This is a genomic window from Blautia intestinalis (assembly GCF_014297355.1).
Lineage (GTDB): Bacteria > Bacillota > Clostridia > Lachnospirales > Lachnospiraceae > Blautia_A > Blautia_A intestinalis.
In genome coordinates, this window is record NZ_JACOQE010000006.1 from 128,554 (window position 1) to 147,569 (window position 19,016).

The following is a 19,016-nucleotide window of genomic DNA, read 5'->3' on the forward strand; positions in this document are numbered from 1 at the left end:
ATCACTGTCTTCCTTTCTGGCGTTTCAGCATCATTGCAATAACTACAGGTGCACCGAAGATCGAGGTCACCGTACTGATGTTCAATTCCAACGGAGCAAACGCAGTACGTGCGATCAGGTCACTGAGCATACAGAAAACAGCTCCACCGAGAAAAGTTCCCGGCACAACGATCAGCGGCCTTGATGTATTCAATGCCTGTTTCACAAGATGTGGAACCGCAATACCGACAAAAGAGATGGGACCGGCAAACGCGGTTACTGTCGCAGAAAGAACACTTGATAATAAAATCAATGTCACTCGGAAGATTTTTATGTTCACACCCATACTCTGTGCATAAGCTTCACCCAGCTGGTATGCCCCAATCGGTTTTGAAAGCATAAAAGTCAGTACCACCGCAACCGCAATGATCACAGCTGCCACTTTGACATTACTCCAGCTCATACCAGAGAAACTTCCCTGAGACCATCCGTGAAGATTTACAATATCCGAATCTTCTGCAAAAGTAACCATAAAATCTGTAATTGCAGAGCAGATATAACCAATCATAGTTCCTGCGATCAACAGGGTAGCCATATGCTTAATCCTTCTGGATACCAGAAGAATAAATCCAGTTGCGATCAGCGAGCCTATAAAGGCTGCAATGATCAATGTGTAGGAAGATACCTTATTGAATTTCTCCAGGAAGTAGATCATTGCCAGCGCGACAACCATCTTGGCACCTGAAGAAATTCCCAAAAGATATGGTCCTGCAATCGGATTTTCAAAAAAAGTCTGCAGCAGAAAACCAGAAAGTGAAAGTGCTCCTCCTAAAATAGCAGCCATCAGAAGACGCGGCATTCGGATTTTCCAGATGATATTATATTCTGTCTGTGCACCCTCCCGCAGAAAAACAATCTTCAGGATGCGAGAAACAGGAATATTCGTAGTACCTGTATTAATATTCAAGATCAGAATTGCAAAAAGTGCTGCAGCCAGTACTGCGAATACCGCCGCATAGCGTGAACGCCGCCGGAAGTTCTCCATATGAAAAGTTCCTGTTGCTTCACCTGTCTGTGATTTCATCATAACCGCTCCTGTAATTAATCAATTTTTGTCATAAATGTCATCTGACTTTCATCTCCGCCGGTGAGCATAAGATGAAGATCTGTAATCATATTTCCAACAATATCGGTCGCCTGATAAAGATATTTACCGGCACACCATACATTTCCTTCCTTTACAGCCTTGAAATCAGCAAAAAGCTCACTTTTCTGCAAAAGCTCATCCACACTGTTGATCGGATCATCGATGGTTCCATTATATACCAGATAATCTGCATCAATTGCCTGTGTGTAAAATTCTTCCATTGTCATTGGAACCGATGAACGTTTGGTTTCTTCTTCGGAATCCACCTGTTCAGGAACATATCGTCCACCTGCGATTTCGATCATCTTTGGAACATAATCTGTTGGTTTTCGCACTACTACTGAACCATCTGTACTGATATAGAAAAATGCGACTGTCTTTTCTGTATTTTTAAAATCTTTCAGCTCAGAGATGACTTTTGACTGTTCATCAAAAAATGCCTTTGCTTCATCCCTCTTATCAACCATCTCCGCATAAACTTTGATCCACTCCGTTCTTCCAAGAGGATGATTTTCATAGCTGGAACGATCTGTAAAAACAGGAATTCCCATCTGTTCGATCATTTCCTGAACTTTCGGAGTATGCAGGATCATGGTTGATTCGATTGCCAGATTACAGCCGGAATTTACAAGCAGCTCGTAATCCGGTTCACTGTACTTGCCGGCAAAAACAATGCTTCCATCTTCCATGGCCTGTTTTGCCGCCTCTACATACCAGCCAGACTCCTGAAGGGAAGAAAATTTGATATTGTCCAGTGCATCCAGCGAAGAAAACAATGACATAGCCGAAGTTGCTGCCAGATAAATATTATCCAGCGGTTTCTGAAGCACTACGATATCACTGTCCAGACCGTCCGGTGCTGTTTTTCCCTCCGGCACAAGCAGGAACTGTCCGCTGTCCGGTACATCGATCAGAGTGTAATCATCATTGTAATAATATATATGGAAACATTCTGCAAAATCGTTCTGCATTTCCGATTCAAATGTCAGTCCCGGAATTTCCGGTGCAGAAGAATCCGTGTCTGCGGCCTTTACATTCATGGAAATGCTGAAAATGCCTGCTACAAAAAAGCATACCATCAACAATGATAACCACAGAGTTCTTATACTTCTTTCTTTCATTTTCTTATCTCATCCTCCGATTTTGTATAAGGGGCGATCCGAAGACCGCCCGTGTTTTATTCTGTATCTGTGTTTTCTTTTGTGTCTGTACTTTCCTGAGTATCTGTACTTTCCTGAGTATCTGTACTTTCTTTCGAATCGCTGCTATGTGCACCTGCAGCAGATTCATAAAGTTTGGAAGCTTCTTTCTCGCATCCGAACAGCGCACCATATACCTTGCTCCATTCGTATTTCGCAAGTACATCTTTTTCATCTTTTGAACGGTCAAGTATCATAGGAATCTTGAGGATTGCAAATTTTTCTGCAAGAGTTGTCATAGCCGGATATTTTGTATCACCCTGCTCCTCTTCCGATTTATCTTTCAGAATATCAGACGGCACGATCGCAAGCTTACATTTATTCTTCACAAGATCTTTCAGGTCAGCCTTATCATAAGTTCCCGCAGAAATGATATCACCATTTTTTATGGATTCTTTTATTTTATCAATTTTGCATTCCTCTTCTGTTACTGACACCGCTGAAACGTTTTTATCCGCACCGATCTTATTGATCATTTCCAGCGCCACATCAGATGCCACGTATGTTTTGTCCATCGGAAGCTGAATGACGATGATTGATTTGTCAATTCCTGCCGGAATCTGATCCGTCTTGTCTTCCGGAACCAGCAGATAACGGATAGCATCCTGTTTGTAGAGTTTTGCATAATCCTGTTCGGATGCTGCTTCTTCTCCATCTGTACCGGAGGATTTGGAAGAAGTTGTCTCTTCAGATGATTTTGCAGAATCACCATTCTCACTGTCCGATGTAGTCTGTGCTGCATTATTCTGTGTAAGATCCACACTTTCTTTGCCAAACTCATCATTTAATGAAATTTCAAGTACTGTCATATCATTGCTGTAATAATGAATTTTGAACATTTTTGAATGTTCCAGTTTCAGTGAGCTCATATATTCCAGCCCCGTGATCTTTGGTGCTGCATCATCTTTGTAAACAATACCTGCATCTGTTTCGGCCTCTTCGCCCGCAGCTACCTTCTTTGCGCTTCCGGCTGCTTTTGCAGAGACACTGCTTCCTGATGAACTCTTGCTGCTGTCTGAAATGTCCATACCAAAATACAATGTATATTCGATTTCGTATGGTTTTGACATAGCCGTAGTACAGCCAACTACCTTATTGTTGGCATTCAGCTGAACCGGAATCTTGAAAGTTGTATAATCACTTCCCTGCTCTACCGGATCATACTGGCTTCCACTGGCTTTAAGATAAATCCACTTGCCACTGTTAAAAGTTACATAAGCCCATGCCTGTCCATTCTCTACACTGATCTTATCACAGGTGATATTCAGCCCGTGTGTACCGGTTCCGCCTGACCATGAAAACGAAAAGGCATCTGAACCATATTCACCATCTTTTAAGCTTCCCGCCGAAGAATCCACCTGACTGGTCTTACCGTCTGTTTTGGACTGATACTGGCTGCCGGATGAACTGCTTCCGCCGATGCTGCTTCCACTGGAGCTTCCTCCGCCGGTACTGCTTCCGTTCGAACTGCTTCCATTGGAATTACTTCCATTAGAACTGTTACTTCCACTGGAATTGTTTCCGCCTGTGTTACTTCCGTTAGAGCTGTTATTTCCATTAGAATTGCTTCCGTTGGAATTATTTCCACCGGAGTTATTGCTGCCGGAATTATCACTCTTTGAACCATCCCCGCCAGTCTCGGAACCACTGGTATCTACTGTAAATTTCAGGGTATGGTCATACCACATTTTTTCTTTGTCTCCGGCTTCATAATAACGATGGGAACGTGCTGCCAGTTTTACTTCCTGATTCAGACCCGGGAGTGAAAATGTATAAGTATATTTACCATTTCCGTCAACTTTGTAGGAGATCAGATTGCTGTCATCTGCCTTAAGTGCATCTTCTTTGCTTCCCAGGAACAGCCTGTCATATCCATCACTGCTCAGCGTGATCGTAGCCGTGACTTTACCGCTTTGGGCAACAAGTTTGCAGGCTATGATCTTAAACATCGTCTTTGTTCCATATGTATGTTCTACATTTCCGATATAAGTTCCATCCTTTACCTCATCGCCGGATGGCTTATCTGAAGACCCTGTATCGTTTTTTGTAATATGGATCGTATAATCAATGTCATGGGGTTCTGTCATAGCTATTGTCGTTGCAGTAATGACCATATCTGTGTTCAAGGCAACCGGAATCTCAAAATAAGATCCCCCCTCATTGCTCGTCGGCAGATATTCCTGACTGTCAACTACTACTCTGGTAAATTTCTCACTGCTGAACTTGATGGTTGCGTATGTCTTACCCTCCTTTACAGTGATACCTTCACAAGTGATCTGCGTTTTCCCTGTGCCGCCTTCAAAGGAAAATCCATCTGCTGTATATGTACCATCAGCAAGTGCAAAAACAGATATTACATCCTGTGTATCCTGTTCTGTATTCTCACTGTCTTCTTCCAGACTTTCTATGCGATAAGAATCTTCGTCCGTATCCTGTGTTTCTTCTGCAGTATTTCCTTCCAGTGATCCGATCTTCCAGAGCGAATCTGACATCTCATCTGCACCGCTCTTTGAAATAGTTCCCTCGCCGGAATTATCTGCCGGAATATTTTCTTCTGTTTCCTGCGGCTCCTGCATATTTTCTGAATTATTATCATCCACTGTCTCCTGTGCAGGTTCTGCCTCAGACGGAAGCATGAAATAAAGATCTTCCTCTGTATACCAGCTGTTATCTGCAGTGTTACCTGGAACATATCCTGCCTTTTCTCCCAGATACTGCGGATCAATATAAAACAGATAATGATATCTGCCCTCTTCGTCCATTGAACCTTCGATCACAGGTGTTTTATCCTCATCTGATCTGTTTCCAATATAAAGCCTGTTATATGCTGTATTTGCAGATACAATTTCAATCAGAACAGACTCGCCTTCCTGAAAAGCCCTTTTCTCCGTGATCTGCAGAAATTCTTCGTTCACAGGATCTGTATCAGCGTTCTGCTCTGTTTCTTCTGTCGTTGCTTCATCTGGTTCTTCATTTGCATCTGAGCCAGATTCTTCACCTGCATCTTCGCTGTTTTCTTTTTCCGGTGCAACATCACTGTTTTCCTGTACTGTCGCATTCTCTGCTGATGCCGAAACCACAGCCTGTGGTGCCGTCGTCATACTCAGTGCAAGAAGTACAGCAAGCGCCTTTTTTGCCTGCATGCTTACCTCTCCTTTTTATTTGAAGTGCTGTTTTTATGAATGTTTAACTTTTATAGGATAAAAATAAAGCCTGCTTTCCGTACAGAACAGGCAGACTTTTTCATACAAATAAAGTGTACACTTCCACTTTAAGCTCAATAGCATTCTGATCTTTCGTGGATTTGTTACACTTGCATTGATGCGATCTGCTTTCTTCGGAAGCTGTTCATCATCCCTCCAGCAGGTTTCCTGACTTACACAGTATCACATGCCCATTCCTTCTCACGCCTATTTCACGCAATGGCTCTTATGAACACCTCTTATGTTTACAGTGACCGGATCGTTCAGGACTTACACCTGATTCCCTATTATCCGCCTGCGGCAGCACTGGAGTTCCTATATTCTACTTTATTATAACAATATCTCCGATAAGGTGCAAGAGTCTGAACCCGATTTACATTTATATAAGAAAGCTGTTCATAAAATGTGCTGAAATGCACCGAAAAAGCCGCTGATTTTTTGATTAATATTTGTCAATTTTACTAATAAATGTTATTATAATTTTATGGGATGTATACGCGGAGCATTCCAGCCGCAACAGACACATGTAAATGTGTCCGAATTTATTTAATTACATAAGGAGACTATTATGAAGCAAAGAAGAAAAGCTATTTTGGCGCTGCTTCTCAGTGCGTCCGTGGCAGCTTCTCCAATTGTATCTGCAACATCCGTTTTTGCGGAAGATCTGGATTTTGCAACAGTTGAAGAAACTGAGGTTACATCAGAAGATGCGGGTTCTGATTTCTCAGATGACTCTATTTCCATAGAAGATTCTGATGACGTGACCGAGGCTGATACAGCCGATGATTCCATTTTAATTGACAACTCTGATTCTGCTGAGTATTCAGAATCAGATACAGATGTATTCAGTGCCGGTGATGAAGTAGACGCATTCACTGCAGCAGATGAAGTATCTGTACAGGCTGACGAAGAAGCAAAAACTCACTCTATTAAAGTTACTGTTGTCAACAGTAAGGGTGTGGTATCCGGCATGTATGCTATGGACAATGCCATCATTACCAAACAGGACGATGGCACTTATCTGGTTAAAATGCATCAGGCAAGTGAAAACAGAGAGTACATGGCGCTCACCAACGATATCACCGCTGCCACTCAGCACAGAGTTGACTGGTATGTTGCTGATTCAAACTGGTACTACACCATCCCGGTTGCAAACCTGACCGATCCTGTTTACGCAAGTTTCAGCTATGCGAAAAACGTAAATAAAGGCAGTAAATGGGGTAATGTTCAGACAATTACTTTTGATACTTCCTCTATGGCAGATACAACTGAACCTGATGTTGACGCTTCCGGCATGAACAAACAGGTAGCTCTTGACTATACTGCTGCTGATGCCGCTCTGGCTTCCGTTCCGGAAGATCTCTCAATCTACACAGATGAGACAGCAAAGGCAGTTACCGATGCTGTTAACAAACTTAAGGGAAACTATAAAGCAACCCAGCAGTCTGACGTTGATACCCTTGTCACCGCTCTCACTGACGCGGTTAAAGCTTTAAGAAAAAAAGCAGTTTCTCTTACCGTTACAAATAAGACAGGCATGTTTAATGTTACAGATGCAGTTCTCGATAATGACAAACTCATCGTTACTCTTCATGGAACTGGTTATCATTATCTGTACAAGGGTACTTATGAAGAAGCTGTTGAAAATGGGGATAACAGAGACAAATGGATTGCAGGCGATAATTCCAGCGGAAAATGGCAGTTTACCATTCCTGTTGCTAAAGGTGAAACCTTCGTCCCGATCGTAGCTATCTCCCACAGCTACCTTACCAAATATGAGCAGGGTAAGAACTCTCTGGAAAGAGCTTTCTATCCTCGCCAGGCTGTAATTGACCAGAACGCAGCTACTTTAGTTACCGGTGATTATGATCATACAAAAAATCTGACTGTCACCAATAATGTTAAAATGTTCAAAGTTGACACCGCTTCCCTTGAGACAATTGGTGGACCTAACTCTAATAATTATAAGGAGATTCTTCACCTCACCATGGGAAGTACCAGCTTCGATAAAGTATTTATCGGCTCTGCTGTAGATGCGGCCGCTGCTGAAACAACAACTGACATCACAGACCAGAAAGCAGATCTCACTGTAAAAGCAAATGCAATGGGCGGTACAACAACTGTCGACTACCTCGACAAGGACGTTGTTTTCTCTTTCCATTCTGTAAAAAATAATACCTGGTATGAACGTGTCTTCAATATCAGCAAAACAAACGGAACACTTACGATCACTCCTGTTGCTGTTCCTGCAACAGCAGTTGCTCTGGATTCTACCAGTCAGAAACTGGAAACCGGCAAATCTTTCACTTTGATGGCTACTGTTACACCAACTGATACAACAGACAAAGTTGTATGGTCTTCTGATAATGGAGCTGTTGCAAAAGTTTCCTCAACTGGTGTTGTAACTGCTGTAAAACCTGGTACTGCAGTTATCACTGCTACTGCCGGCAGCGTAAAAGCAACCTGCACCATTACAGTTGCCAACCCGGTTGTAAAGGTAACAGGAATTAAGATCACTGCTTCTTCCCGCAGCATCGCAGCCGGAAAGAAAGTTCAGCTCAAAGCAACAGCAGCACCTTCCAATGCTGATAACAAAGCAGTAACATGGACTTCCAGCAACAAAAAAGTTGCAACAGTCAATTCCAAAGGTGTTGTAACCTTCAACAAAAAAGCAGGAGGCAAGAAGGTAACGATCACTGCTGCTGCAAAAGACGGCAGTAAGAAATATGCAAAGATCACTCTGCGCTGCATGAAAGGTTCTGTAAAGAGCATCAAACTTTCCGGTAAGACTACTCTTAAACCAGGAAAGACTACCAAATTAAAAGCAAAAGTTACCACAGTAAACGGTAAAGCAAACAAATCCGTTGTATGGTCTTCCAGCAACACAAAACTTGCTACTGTTGACAAAAATGGTAAAGTAAAAGCTGTAAAAGGCAAAAAAGGTACCGTTAAGATCACAGCAAGAGCAGTTGATGGTTCTAGAAAGAAAGCAACTATTAAGATCAGAATCAAATAATATTTTCTGGTTTCCAGTGATATTATGACATAAAAAAATCCTGTCGGGTCCGGCTCTTTCATATGAGTCCAAACCTGACAGGATATTTTTTACTTGTAATGTTTTGTCGATTTCATTTTCGACAACTTATTTCTCTGAGTCTTTTTTCTCTGTAGCTTTTGCAGTATCCTCTGCTGCATCTGCATCAGCTTCTTCTTTCTGAGGATTTGTCACTTTGACCTTATGATCATACCATTTATTTTTCTTTCCGATCAGAGCCAGGTCAAATTCTTCGTCAATGGCAGGAACCGGAATATCAAATCCATAAACTTCCTCTGTCATTCCATCACTGTATGTCACAGTATCCGTTGTTGGCTCAAGAAGCTCTGCTCCATCCTTCTGTGCGTCTTCTGCAGTTCCTACAAAAAGATTCACGATATTTTTGGAAGCCAGACTTACATGAAGTGTCATTTTTCCATCTTTGACTGTCAGTGTACCTTTTCCATCATTTGCTTCATTTACATGGAACATTCCACTGTCTGTATCAAATTCTGCACTGTAAACGCCGTCTTCCAGGACCTCACCTTTTGCAGTATCTTCTTTTTTATCGTCTGCTTTTGCAGCATCTGTCTTGGCTTCAGCTCCATCCTTGTCTGTTGCAGTTGCAGAAACTGCTTTCGCTTCTGTCTTTGCCAGAACCGGACTGTAACTGCCAATCATAAGTGCTCCGCTTAATACACATGCCATCATTGCCACTGAACGTTTCATAATATAAAATCCTCCTGTTTTACAGGAAATGCCCGGAAGGACCTGAATCCTCCCGGGCAGCCCCGTTATCTTACATAAAAATTATGTACTGTTTTATTATTCTGCAGCTTCTTCTGTTGTTTCTGCTGTGTCATCTGCTGCTGTATCGTCTGTTGCTTCTGCGTCAGCATCATCTGTTGTTGCTTCTGCATCTGTTCCAATGGAATCAATTGCAGCTTTTGTGTGCTCTACATACAGATCTTCTACTGCTTCAATTCTTCCAAGTCCTTCAATCTGGCAGTCAATGCTGTCAAAAGCACCGGATGCTTCGAACTGGGATTTCCAGGAATCGTCATCATCACCAGCCATATCGTTGTTTGCATGGTCACCGGCAACAACCATCAGCGGACGAAGAACTACTTTTTTGAATCCAGCTTCTTTTACTTTTTCGATAACAGCCTGGCACTCTGTATCTTCCGGCTCACCTTCTACAGTACCGATGAAAGCGTTTGTGAATCCAAGGTCTTCCATCTGTGTCTGCATCTGGTCGTATGTTACGTTTGCTGTATGGGAAGTACCATGTCCCATAAATACGAATGCTGTTCCGTCTTCTGCAGCAGCTTCCATGCTGTCATATCCTGCGATCTTGCAGGCTTCATCTGTGATAGCCTGTGCAACTGCTTTCTTGTCATCGTTGATTACAGTAGCGTCATCGCCTACTTCACCAAGCATTGGCTCTGCGATTGCCACAGATTCGAATTTGTCTTTGTAGCTGTCGATTGCTTCTACCATCTCATCGTACTCAGCACCATGCATCAGATGTGTAGGCTGAACAACAAGATTCTTAACACCGTTTGCAACTGCACGGTCAAGCGCCTGATCCATATTGTCAATTACTTCATCGTCTCTTGCTTCTACATGGTTGATGATGATCTGTGCTGTAAATGCACGTCTTACAGACCAGTCCGGATATGCTTCCTGAAGTTTGTCTTCGATTCCTTTGATATCCTGTGCACGGCTGTCATTGAAGGAAGTACCAAAACTTACAACGAGAAGCTCATTCTCACCGATTTCATCCTGATTACGTGGATCATCCTTGGATGCATCACCTGTATCTGCACCGAAATATTCAGGACTGGCTTCTTCACCTTCAACCAGTTCTTTCTGAGCATCTGTCAGTTTGTCCCATGCTTCTTTTGCAGCTTTACAGTCTTCGTCAGTTGTGTCGTTTCTTTCCTGAACATAAATCTTGTCGATCAGTGCTGCGACTTTGTCTGCTGCTGCCTTGTCATCATCGGATGCTTCTTCTGTATCTGCAGCATCTGCGTTTTCTTCTGTATCTGCAGCATCTGCGTCTTCTTCTGTATCTGCTGTTTCCTCTGTTGCTACCTCTGCAGTGTCATCAGAAGCATAAATGCTTGCAGATCCCATCATTGTGACTGTTGCTACAGCCATAGCCAGTGCCAGTGCTTTTACAGTTTTGTTTTTCATGTTTGTTTCCTCCTGTACTTGTGGTTTTCATGAAAATTAAAATGAATAACAAAGTACGGCTGATAGTCCGGTGGATTGTTTTTATGTATTTTTTACATAAAAAAACTCCTGCACCGGGCTAAGAGTTTCTGGATTATGGTACAACCAATTACTCGTGATCCGGAATTAAAAAATCCCCGTACCAACAGCAGGCAGGTTTCCTGACTTACAGATCAACACATAAAAAGTCGCCTTCCCGGTTCTCCAGTGGCTGCGCATCCACGCATGACTTTACATTCCCTGTTTACAGTGACGAGATCGTACAGGACTTACACCTGTTTCCCTTTTAACTTGTGATTTCTTATAAAAAATCATCTGCACCTGTTGTTTATTATTCAATTTCTTACAGAATACCACTATTTTTTTAACTTTACAATAGTTCCGGTTATTTTTTTATCAATAAGTCCCACAGAGGCAGCAGGTATAAAAACAAAACAAAGAAAATAGAATGATCAGCTCCAACCTGAAAGTCAATCAATAACATTTCTTACATGCGCTGTACCCCATGCTTATTGCCTGACTGATGCTTACCTGGCGCGGACTGTGCATTCCACTGCAGGAAGCGCTGCTGTGATATTTACTTCCGGTAGCCGGAATCCATACATAACCGTTGACACCTGACGAGGAAGCTTGTCCTGAAGGCTTTCCGGAGGATTGACCGGAACTTCCAGAACTTTTCTTAGATCTGGTTTTTACGGTTACTTTGCATTTGTATTTGACACCATTTACTTTTGCGGTAATAGTTGCCTTGCCGGTTCTTCTGGCAGTTATTTTTCCTTTTTTATTCACGCTGACAACTGATGGCGCACTGGATGACCAGGTGACTTTACGTGAAGTACCTTTGAGTTTCAGCTGCTTTGATGTCTTAGTATAAACTGATAACCTGGTATTACTCAGTTTAGGCTTTTCTACTTTAATTTTGTAAGTCCATGTTACCTTTGAGGTTTTGGCTGTAACAGTGGCATTTCCCTTTGCTTTTGCAGTAACTTTCCCATTGGAATTTACGGCTGCAACTTTAGGATTGCTGCTTTTGAAGGTCATTTTTACAGGTGTTTTGATGGTTGTCTTTTGTCCAACGAACATTACCACTTTTTTCGCCTGATTCTGCAAAGTGTCTGCGGCCTGCACCGGAATTGCGCACATAGACAGGAGCATGACCATTGCCAGAAGCAGGGAAAGTATCTTGGATTTCTTTTTCATGAAACATTCCTCCTTAGTGTATTTTCTTAATTATACTGTAACTGTTCAGTACCTTCACAGTTACGAGTCAAAATGCATTCCAAATCACCTTCGGTGATGGCATTTTGCCTTGTATGTCTCGGGATTTTGGCAGAAAACATGCCAAAACGCCTCGCGGGATACTACCTTCTGAATAGTTACATTATACTACAGATTCTCAATTATGCACACTGACCTTTTTTATTTCATAAAGTATAAGGAAACAACTTTTTTATCAGAAAGGATTATTCATGGAAAATTATCAGATGCGCCGCGGTTGCGGTCGACCATATAATACAACCTGCGGCATGGGAAATCAGAGAGAATTGCCCTGTGCCCGCCGGACAATAACTGAAAAGCCGACAGCTTACGGGAAGGAAATGTATACCCACATTGATCAGATGGAACCCGCGATGGCATATGTTCCCTATCAGAATTTTACGACGACGTATGATCTTGGGTATGCGCTGCAAGTGGGAACTGTTTTCCCACAGCTGTGCAAACCGTTTTGCGGAAAGAGAGGTAAGCAGAAATGATGTATCGAAATCAGTGCACGCCCCGCGAAAATCTGTTGAACCGAATTAATGAAGTCAGCTTTGCAGTCAACGACATCCTGCTTTATCTCGATACCCATCCGGAGTGTAAAGAAGGGCTTGCTTTTTATCAGGAATGCGATAAGGAACGTCAGAAACTAATGAAAGAATATGCGCAGTGTTATGGTCCTCTGACTGTAGATGATGCGTTGGAGTCCGGCGGTGATACCTGGAAATGGGCAGAACAGCCGTTTCCATGGGAAGTGGAAGGAGGTTGCAGATAGTTTATGTGGAATTATGAAAAAAGGCTCCAATACCCTGTCAATATAAAGACACCGAATGCCAAAATTGCGCAGTTTATCATGAGTCAGTATGGTGGCCCGGACGGTGAGATCGGTGCATCCATGCGTTACCTCTCCCAGCGTTTTACGATGCCTAACCGAACAGCCGTTGCTGTCCTGAATGATGTCGGTACGGAAGAACTCGCGCATCTGGAAATGGTTTCCACGATCGTTCATCAGCTTACCCGAGGATTGTCCATGGAGGAAATCGAAAAGAGTGGTTTCGGACCGTACTATATTGATCATACGGTTGGTGTGTGGCCGCAGGCTGCCGGAGGAGTTCCATTCAATGCCTGTGAATTCCAGAGCAAAGGAGATCCTATCACGGATTTGTTTGAAGATCTTGCCGCAGAACAAAAAGCACGTGCAACTTATGACAACATCCTTCGTGTAGTACGTGACATTCCGGAAGTTGCAGATCCTATCCGATTCCTGAGAGCTCGTGAAATCGTGCATTTCCAGCGTTTCGGTGAAGCACTCCGTTCTGTACAGGAACAGCTTGATGAAAAGAATTTCTACGCTTTCAATCCGAGCTTTGACTGCCCGTGCGAAGCATCCTGTAAAAATTCCTGAATCAGAGAATATGCTCATGGCACTGCTTCAATACACAATGCAAAAAATTCAGCTCCCCACTGACGGGGAGCTGTTTTCACATTTGAACTAATATTTATTCAATTACATATGCATTTACGATTTCTCCGTAATATGCCACATGTGTATCTTTGTTTGAACCGGTAAACAGACTGTCTACATCCTGCGGATAGAATTTGGCTCTGTTTTCTTCGGTCATTGCATTCATATCCTGTGCCTGTTTGTAAGCGATCTTACATTCAAGTGTCAGTGGGAGTTCTTTTACTCCCGGTACAGAAGTCATTTCCGGTTCTTCATAGGTAAAACCGAGTTCTTTTGCTTTATCTACATCTCTGCCGGATTTTGAACCGCAGAAACTGAGAATTTTTTTTGCACTGTCGTCAACCGGAATGCTGACTGTAAATTCACCGGTCTTTTCAATGAGGCTCCTTGTAAAGCGATTTTCTCTGATAAAGGTAACAAAAATCGGTTTTCCCCATTCGATTCCAACCATTCCCCATGAGATAGTCATGGAATTTACTTTATCATCAGCTTTACCAGTGATGAGTACTCCTGATTTTACCCTTTTCAGAATTTCTCCCATATGTTCATAAACATCTATTTTTTTCTTCATTTTGGCTTTCCTCCTGTTTTGCATCCATATTCTGCAACTATTTTTCATCTTAAAATAAAAAAATGAAATCTGCAAGTATTTTATACTTTATCCGTTTCCCAATCCAATGTATAATAGAAACAATACATATCAAAGGAGTCTTTATTATGTCTTCAGCAAAAAATAAAAATTTAACGCCCATTTATGCCTTTATCCAGGGGTTGTACTGGATGAATTTTGCGGCAATCATGGGATATTCCGGATTTTATCTGCTTGGAAGTGGCTTTTCCAATACAGAGATCGGCATCATCATCGCAATCGCCGGTATCCTGTCAGCAGTTCTTCAGCCGGTACTTGCCAGTTATGCAGACCGTCCGGAAAGCCCTTCCCTGAAAAAATCCCTGCAGTTACTGCTGGTGCTGCAGCTGATTCTCGGAATTGCCCTTCTTTTCTGCAAATCAATATTGCTGACCGGAGTTGTTTATGGATGCGGCGTTACCCTGCTCCAGCTTCTGACTCCATTTATCAATTCATTGGGAATGGAAAGCATCAATCAGGGGCAGACACTTAATTTCGGCATTGCCCGCGGAATGGGTTCAGTCGCTTATGCAGCATTATCCTATGTTCTTGGAATCATCACATCACGCACCGGAATTACGGCAGTACCGGTATGCATCATGATTGTTACACTTATACTGATGGGCTGTCTGGCACTGTTTCCATTTACCAAAAGCAACTCAGTGCCGACAAAGGATAACGTTAAGGAAAAAACGTCAAATCCATTACAGTTCTTTCGCAAATATAAACGTTTTACGATCGTACTTACAGGATGTATCCTGATTTATCTCGGACATGTTCTTCTGAACAGTTTTACTTTCCAGATTGTTCAGAGCAAGGGCGGCGGCAGTTCAGAAATGGGAACAGCAACCGCGATTGCAGCAATGTCCGAACTTCCGACCTTATTCCTGTTTGGCTATATGCTGAAAAAAGCACGTTGTGATACCTGGTTCCGCCTCACCGGAATTTTCTTCACACTGAAATCACTTGGCTCTCTGCTTGCACCCAACATGACGGTATTCTACGGCATCCAGATCTTTCAGATGCTCGGCTGGGGTCTGATGGCAGCGGCATCCGTTTATTATGTAAATTCCATTATGGATACAGAAGATGCAATCAAAGGTCAGGCATATATCACGATGACTTACACACTTGGCAGTGTGATCGGTGCTTTCCTGGGCGGTGCGCTGATCGATTTCTCCGGAGTTAATACCATGCTTTTGTTTGCGACAATTTCTGCAGCAGCCGGAGCGGTAATTATTTTCTTTGGCGCCGAAAAGACTGCATAACACAAGAAACGTGCCACATAGTACTCTGACTGTATGGCACGTTTCTAATTTCATACTTATTTCCATCTGCTTTCTTTCCGTCTGCATATTTCATTCCACTGGCAGCCACCACAGATTTCCTCGCGTTTTCCGGTCTCGATGATATTTTTCTGTACGTTATCCACAAACTCCCGGAAACTCAGACTTTCTTTTTCTTTTAATCCACAATGCTCCAGTACTTTCCGATCGTAATGTTCTACGAGATCTGCACTTAAACATACTCCACTTTTAAGATTGGGGCAGGCTTTGCAAATTTCATCACCGGAAACGGTCATCTCCACCTCTGCACCTTTTTCCAGAAGTTCCAGCATATGCTGCATATTTTCGGTAAAATCATCACTGTAACCTTTTCCTTCGAAATACGCCAGACACATCCCATGGTGAGGTCTCAGCCGGATCATGCTACAAATTTACGAAGCTTTCTGGAGAGTCCATAAGCAAGTACGATCTTGATGATATCCGGAATGATGAACGGAATCACGCACCATCCAAGAACGGTTGCCAGACCAACAGCTCCGTTTGCTCTGCTGTAAACGATCATAAACCATGCAGTACCAAATGCATAACAGACAATCAGTCCTACGATCATAGAAACAATCTGCATCACTGCTTTTTTGCCAGGAAGTTTTTCCATTGCCCACATTACAAGTGCGGAGAAAAGAAATCCGATGATATATCCACCGGTCGTTCCTGCAAGAACACCGATTCCGCCGGAAAATCCTGCAAATACCGGTACACCGATGGCTCCGAGAAGGATAAATACCAGAACAGAAAGTGTTCCTCTTTTTCCTCCGAGAATGCCTACGGCAATAAAAACACCAAACGTCTGCAATGTAAACGGAACTGCTGCCGGAATGGAAATCCAGGAACAGATTGCCATGATCACTGCAAAAACGGCAATGTATACAATGTCATAAGTTTTACTTCTGGTTGCTGCTACTGTACTCATTTTGTCCTCCTCGCGATAACAGACTTCTGTCATCTGATCTTTGCTTTGATTTTAACAATTTAACACAGCGTTCTCAGATTGTCAACCTATCATTGTAAAAAGGTTTACTTTTATCATGTCGTAATTTACATATCACCACATCTTAATTTACTTTCTATTCCTGATGTACATAGACTTCCATCTGATTGTATGGAATTACAATTCCATTTGCATCAAATTCTTCTTTTATTTTCTGATTCAGACGCCATTTTACCGCCCAGTAGGACTCAGTTGCAACCCACACTCTTAATCCCATGATCACGGCACTTTCCGCCAGTTCATCTACAAAAACAACCATTTCCCGGCTGTCACTCTTTGTATCAGGATCTTCTTTCAGTATTTTTTCCAGAATGGTCTTGGCCTTCTGAATATCTGCCTCATAAGAAATTCCTACTTTGATCTCAAGTTTACGATTCTCTTTCGCCGTCACATTAATGATCGTACTGTTGGACAATGTACCGTTCGGAACTACAATTTTCTTGTTGTCAATACTGAGAAGTGTTGTATAGCAGATCTCAATCTTTGCAACCGTACCTTCACAGCCATTCGACTGATCCCGAATAATATAATCTCCCACTACAAACGGCTTAAACAAAAGCAGGAGAACACCGCCTGCCAGATTCGCAAGTCCGCCCTGCAGTGCCAGACCAACCGTTACGCCGGCAGTTCCGAGTAAAGCCGCCACTGACGACTCTTTTACCCCAAGACTCACTGCAATATTAATGATCAGCAGGATATACAAAATCGCTTTTCCCGCAGAAGAGGCGAACTGAATCACTCCGGCATCCACATTCGCGCGTTCCAGTGAACGTCGCATAACCTTCAGTATCCAACGAATGATTTTTCTGCCTACAAAAAATACAATAATCGACAATACAACTTTTATACAAAATCCGGTCACTGCTGGAATTTGATTCTGCAGATACTGTTTAAAGTCCAGAATATCCTCGATACTTTCTTTTACACTGCCGATTCCCATTTCCTGCAGTCCCTGATCTACTTTACTGACTGTTTCATCAACTGCACTCATAAAAAGCTCCCTTCGTTATTTTTGCATACAAACAGCATACTCTTTTTGTTTGCAAAACTGTAGTTTTAATATAACACGGATTTTACACAAAAACCATTTTATATGTTTAAAATTCTCATATAGAGTGATATAATGAAAACGCTTATAAATAGAAATATACTTTATTTTATGGAGGAAACCATGCATATTATAATTGTTGGGTGTGGAAAAGTTGGACGCACCCTTGCGGATCAATTGCAGGAAGAAGATACCGATCTGACGCTGATCGACACTGATCCGGATGTTATCAATGATCTTACTGAGGATATCGATGCAATGGGAATCGTCGGCAACGGTGCCAGTATCAATACACTTATGGAGGCTGGTGTAAAGACCGCTGATATCATGATTGCAGTAACTGCTTCTGATGAGCTGAACCTGCTCTGCTGTCTTATTGCACAGAAGACAGGTCACTGTCAGACCATCGCCCGTGTACGTAATCCGATCTACAGCAAAGAGATCAGTTTCATCAAAGAGCGTCTCGGACTGTCCATGATCATCAATCCGGAACTGGCAACTGCCAGAGAAATTTCACGATTGCTCCGTTTCCCAGCCGCAATCAAAATCGATCCATTTTCCAGAGGCCGTGTAGAGCTTCTGAAGTTTAAGGTTCTTCCGGAATTTGGTCTGGATGGAATGTCCATCTCTCAGATTACAGACAAGTATCGCTGCGATGTTCTTTTTTGCGCAATCGAAAGTAAAACAACTTTAAGTATTCCGGGTGGTGATCAGTTGGTTCATAATGGTGATTTTGTTTCTATCATCGCAACTCCGAAAAACACTGCCCATTTTTTCAAAAAAATCGGCCTCAAGACGCATCAGGTCAAAAATACTCTGATCATTGGTGGCGGTACAATTTCTTATTATCTTGCAAAGACTTTATCCGACCTCAAGATCGATGTCAAAATTATTGATAAAAATAAAGACCGCTGCGAGGAACTCAGTGAAATGCTTCCGGATGCAACGATCATCTGCGGAGACGGAACTGACCGTTCCCTGCTTCTTGAAGAGGGGCTCTCCACTGTAGAATCTTTCGTCACACTGACCAATATGGATGAAGAAAACATCTTTCTTTCCCTGTCGGCCAAGAACCTGACACAGGCAAAGCTGATTGCAAAAGTCAACCGTCTTCCATATAAAGACGTCATTGATGATCTTGATATCGGAAGTGTTATTTATCCTAAATACATCACCTCTGATTCTATTCTTCGTTATGTACGTGCCATGCAGAATACAATCGGCAGTAATGTGGAAACACTCTATCATGTCCTTGATAATCAGGCAGAGGCACTGGAGTTTATCATCCGTGATGAATCCCCTGTAGTAGGCATACCGCTTGCAGACTTAAATCTCAAGCCAAATCTCCTCGTATGCTGCCTTACCCGTGAAGGAACTGTCCGGATTCCACGAGGTCAGGACTCTATCCAGATTGGTGATAATGTCATTATTGTAACTACACACAAGGGCCTTCGCGATATTCGCGATATCCTTGCGTAAAA

Annotated in this window: 16 protein-coding genes and 2 riboswitches; of the genes, 6 read left to right on the plus strand and 10 right to left on the minus strand. The window is 42.6% G+C overall.

The window, feature by feature from the left end; genetic code table 11:
* Position 1: 1 nt before the first annotated feature.
* Genes H8Z79_RS11180 through H8Z79_RS11190 form a run of 3 tightly spaced genes read right to left on the minus strand, consistent with a single transcriptional unit; the run spans position 2 to position 5,468 of the window.
* Entirely contained in the window at positions 2 to 1,063 is a 1,062-nt protein-coding gene (locus H8Z79_RS11180; RefSeq protein ID WP_015541107.1) for a FecCD family ABC transporter permease, read from the minus strand.
* Positions 1,064 to 1,080: 17 nt separating this feature from the next.
* A complete protein-coding gene (locus H8Z79_RS11185) occupies positions 1,081 to 2,247 on the minus strand; it encodes an ABC transporter substrate-binding protein (protein ID WP_118039170.1) in 1,167 nt (388 codons plus the stop codon).
* Between the two features lie 56 nt (positions 2,248 to 2,303).
* Positions 2,304 to 5,468 (minus strand): hypothetical protein, encoded by a 3,165-nt coding sequence (locus H8Z79_RS11190; RefSeq protein WP_118039169.1) that lies wholly within the window; start codon positions 5,466 to 5,468, stop codon positions 2,304 to 2,306.
* 201 nt (positions 5,469 to 5,669) lie between these two features.
* Positions 5,670 to 5,854: riboswitch (cobalamin riboswitch) on the minus strand.
* Positions 5,855 to 6,096: 242 nt separating this feature from the next.
* Here H8Z79_RS11190 and H8Z79_RS11195 point away from each other — a divergent pair.
* Positions 6,097 to 8,544, plus strand: a complete 2,448-nt coding sequence (locus tag H8Z79_RS11195) for an Ig-like domain-containing protein (RefSeq protein WP_118039168.1) — start codon at positions 6,097 to 6,099, stop codon at positions 8,542 to 8,544.
* A 126-nt stretch (positions 8,545 to 8,670) separates the two neighbouring features.
* Here H8Z79_RS11195 and H8Z79_RS11200 read toward each other — a convergent pair whose 3' ends face one another.
* The 3 genes from H8Z79_RS11200 to H8Z79_RS11210 all read right to left on the minus strand — a co-directional run bounded on the left by H8Z79_RS11200 (position 8,671) and on the right by H8Z79_RS11210 (position 12,000).
* Positions 8,671 to 9,291, minus strand: coding sequence for a hypothetical protein (locus H8Z79_RS11200; protein ID WP_118039167.1), 621 nt, complete (start codon positions 9,289 to 9,291; stop codon positions 8,671 to 8,673).
* Between the two features lie 96 nt (positions 9,292 to 9,387).
* On the minus strand, positions 9,388 to 10,761 hold the full coding sequence (locus tag H8Z79_RS11205; RefSeq protein WP_118039166.1) for a sirohydrochlorin cobaltochelatase: 1,374 nt from the start codon (positions 10,759 to 10,761) through the stop codon (positions 9,388 to 9,390).
* Positions 10,762 to 10,934: 173 nt separating this feature from the next.
* Positions 10,935 to 11,140, minus strand: a riboswitch (cobalamin riboswitch).
* A gap of 134 nt (positions 11,141 to 11,274) precedes the next feature.
* The gene (locus tag H8Z79_RS11210; RefSeq protein WP_118039165.1) at positions 11,275 to 12,000 is read right to left on the minus strand and encodes an Ig-like domain-containing protein; all 726 of its coding nucleotides are present in this window, start codon (positions 11,998 to 12,000) and stop codon (positions 11,275 to 11,277) included.
* A 269-nt stretch (positions 12,001 to 12,269) separates the two neighbouring features.
* Here H8Z79_RS11210 and H8Z79_RS16925 point away from each other — a divergent pair, with 269 nt between their 5' ends.
* Genes H8Z79_RS16925 through H8Z79_RS11225 form a run of 3 tightly spaced genes read left to right on the plus strand, consistent with a single transcriptional unit; the run spans position 12,270 to position 13,465 of the window.
* A complete protein-coding gene (locus H8Z79_RS16925) occupies positions 12,270 to 12,554 on the plus strand; it encodes a spore coat associated protein CotJA (RefSeq protein ID WP_015541100.1) in 285 nt (94 codons plus the stop codon).
* Positions 12,551 to 12,835 carry a spore coat protein CotJB gene (locus tag H8Z79_RS11220; RefSeq protein WP_118039164.1) on the plus strand — a complete coding sequence of 95 codons (285 nt, stop codon included), beginning with the start codon at positions 12,551 to 12,553 and terminating at the stop codon, positions 12,833 to 12,835. Before H8Z79_RS16925 ends, H8Z79_RS11220 begins: the two co-directional genes overlap by 4 nt.
* A 3-nt stretch (positions 12,836 to 12,838) precedes the next feature.
* The gene (locus tag H8Z79_RS11225) at positions 12,839 to 13,465 is read left to right on the plus strand and encodes a manganese catalase family protein (RefSeq protein ID WP_118039163.1); all 627 of its coding nucleotides are present in this window, start codon (positions 12,839 to 12,841) and stop codon (positions 13,463 to 13,465) included.
* A 94-nt stretch (positions 13,466 to 13,559) separates the two neighbouring features.
* Here H8Z79_RS11225 and H8Z79_RS11230 read toward each other — a convergent pair whose 3' ends face one another.
* A complete protein-coding gene (locus H8Z79_RS11230; protein WP_118039162.1) occupies positions 13,560 to 14,096 on the minus strand; it encodes a flavin reductase family protein in 537 nt (178 codons plus the stop codon).
* 209 nt (positions 14,097 to 14,305) lie between these two features.
* Between H8Z79_RS11230 and H8Z79_RS11235 the strand changes: the two genes are divergently transcribed.
* Positions 14,306 to 15,421: an MFS transporter gene (locus tag H8Z79_RS11235; RefSeq protein ID WP_187002842.1), complete on the plus strand. Its 1,116-nt coding sequence runs from the start codon at positions 14,306 to 14,308 to the stop codon at positions 15,419 to 15,421.
* Between the two features lie 56 nt (positions 15,422 to 15,477).
* On the opposite strand, the gene H8Z79_RS11240 is transcribed toward H8Z79_RS11235, so the two are convergent.
* The 3 genes from H8Z79_RS11240 to H8Z79_RS11250 form a co-directional block, all read right to left on the minus strand.
* The gene (locus H8Z79_RS11240; RefSeq protein ID WP_225876972.1) at positions 15,478 to 15,834 is read right to left on the minus strand and encodes a DUF1284 domain-containing protein; all 357 of its coding nucleotides are present in this window, start codon (positions 15,832 to 15,834) and stop codon (positions 15,478 to 15,480) included.
* 23 nt (positions 15,835 to 15,857) lie between these two features.
* Positions 15,858 to 16,409: a biotin transporter BioY gene (locus H8Z79_RS11245; RefSeq protein WP_015541077.1), complete on the minus strand. Its 552-nt coding sequence runs from the start codon at positions 16,407 to 16,409 to the stop codon at positions 15,858 to 15,860.
* 154 nt (positions 16,410 to 16,563) lie between these two features.
* Positions 16,564 to 17,478 carry a mechanosensitive ion channel family protein gene (locus H8Z79_RS11250; protein WP_015541076.1) on the minus strand — a complete coding sequence of 305 codons (915 nt, stop codon included), beginning with the start codon at positions 17,476 to 17,478 and terminating at the stop codon, positions 16,564 to 16,566.
* A 180-nt stretch (positions 17,479 to 17,658) separates the two neighbouring features.
* Between H8Z79_RS11250 and trkA the strand changes: the two genes are divergently transcribed.
* Positions 17,659 to 19,014, plus strand: a complete 1,356-nt coding sequence (gene trkA, locus H8Z79_RS11255; RefSeq protein WP_118039160.1) for a Trk system potassium transporter TrkA — start codon at positions 17,659 to 17,661, stop codon at positions 19,012 to 19,014.
* Positions 19,015 to 19,016 lie beyond the last annotated feature (2 nt).

Excerpts from the sequence above, each read along its gene's own strand:
- H8Z79_RS11230 (WP_118039162.1), bottom strand. The coding sequence starts at position 14,096 with ATGAAGAAAAAAATAGATGTTTATGAACATATGGGAGAAATTCTGAAA.
- H8Z79_RS11240 (WP_225876972.1), bottom strand. The coding sequence starts at position 15,834 with ATGTGTCTGGCGTATTTCGAAGGAAAAGGTTACAGTGATGATTTTACC.
- H8Z79_RS11190 (WP_118039169.1), bottom strand. The coding sequence starts at position 5,468 with ATGCAGGCAAAAAAGGCGCTTGCTGTACTTCTTGCACTGAGTATGACG.
- H8Z79_RS11205 (WP_118039166.1), bottom strand. The coding sequence starts at position 10,761 with ATGAAAAACAAAACTGTAAAAGCACTGGCACTGGCTATGGCTGTAGCA.
- H8Z79_RS11180 (WP_015541107.1), bottom strand. The coding sequence starts at position 1,063 with ATGAAATCACAGACAGGTGAAGCAACAGGAACTTTTCATATGGAGAAC.
- H8Z79_RS11200 (WP_118039167.1), bottom strand. The coding sequence starts at position 9,291 with ATGAAACGTTCAGTGGCAATGATGGCATGTGTATTAAGCGGAGCACTT.
- H8Z79_RS11185 (WP_118039170.1), bottom strand. The coding sequence starts at position 2,247 with ATGAAAGAAAGAAGTATAAGAACTCTGTGGTTATCATTGTTGATGGTA.
- H8Z79_RS11235 (WP_187002842.1), top strand. The coding sequence starts at position 14,306 with ATGAATTTTGCGGCAATCATGGGATATTCCGGATTTTATCTGCTTGGA.
- H8Z79_RS11225 (WP_118039163.1), top strand. The coding sequence starts at position 12,839 with ATGTGGAATTATGAAAAAAGGCTCCAATACCCTGTCAATATAAAGACA.
- H8Z79_RS11195 (WP_118039168.1), top strand. The coding sequence starts at position 6,097 with ATGAAGCAAAGAAGAAAAGCTATTTTGGCGCTGCTTCTCAGTGCGTCC.
- H8Z79_RS16925 (WP_015541100.1), top strand. The coding sequence starts at position 12,270 with ATGGAAAATTATCAGATGCGCCGCGGTTGCGGTCGACCATATAATACA.
- H8Z79_RS11250 (WP_015541076.1), bottom strand. The coding sequence starts at position 17,478 with ATGAGTGCAGTTGATGAAACAGTCAGTAAAGTAGATCAGGGACTGCAG.
- H8Z79_RS11210 (WP_118039165.1), bottom strand. The coding sequence starts at position 12,000 with ATGAAAAAGAAATCCAAGATACTTTCCCTGCTTCTGGCAATGGTCATG.
- H8Z79_RS11245 (WP_015541077.1), bottom strand. The coding sequence starts at position 16,409 with ATGAGTACAGTAGCAGCAACCAGAAGTAAAACTTATGACATTGTATAC.
- H8Z79_RS11220 (WP_118039164.1), top strand. The coding sequence starts at position 12,551 with ATGATGTATCGAAATCAGTGCACGCCCCGCGAAAATCTGTTGAACCGA.
- trkA (WP_118039160.1), top strand. The coding sequence starts at position 17,659 with ATGCATATTATAATTGTTGGGTGTGGAAAAGTTGGACGCACCCTTGCG.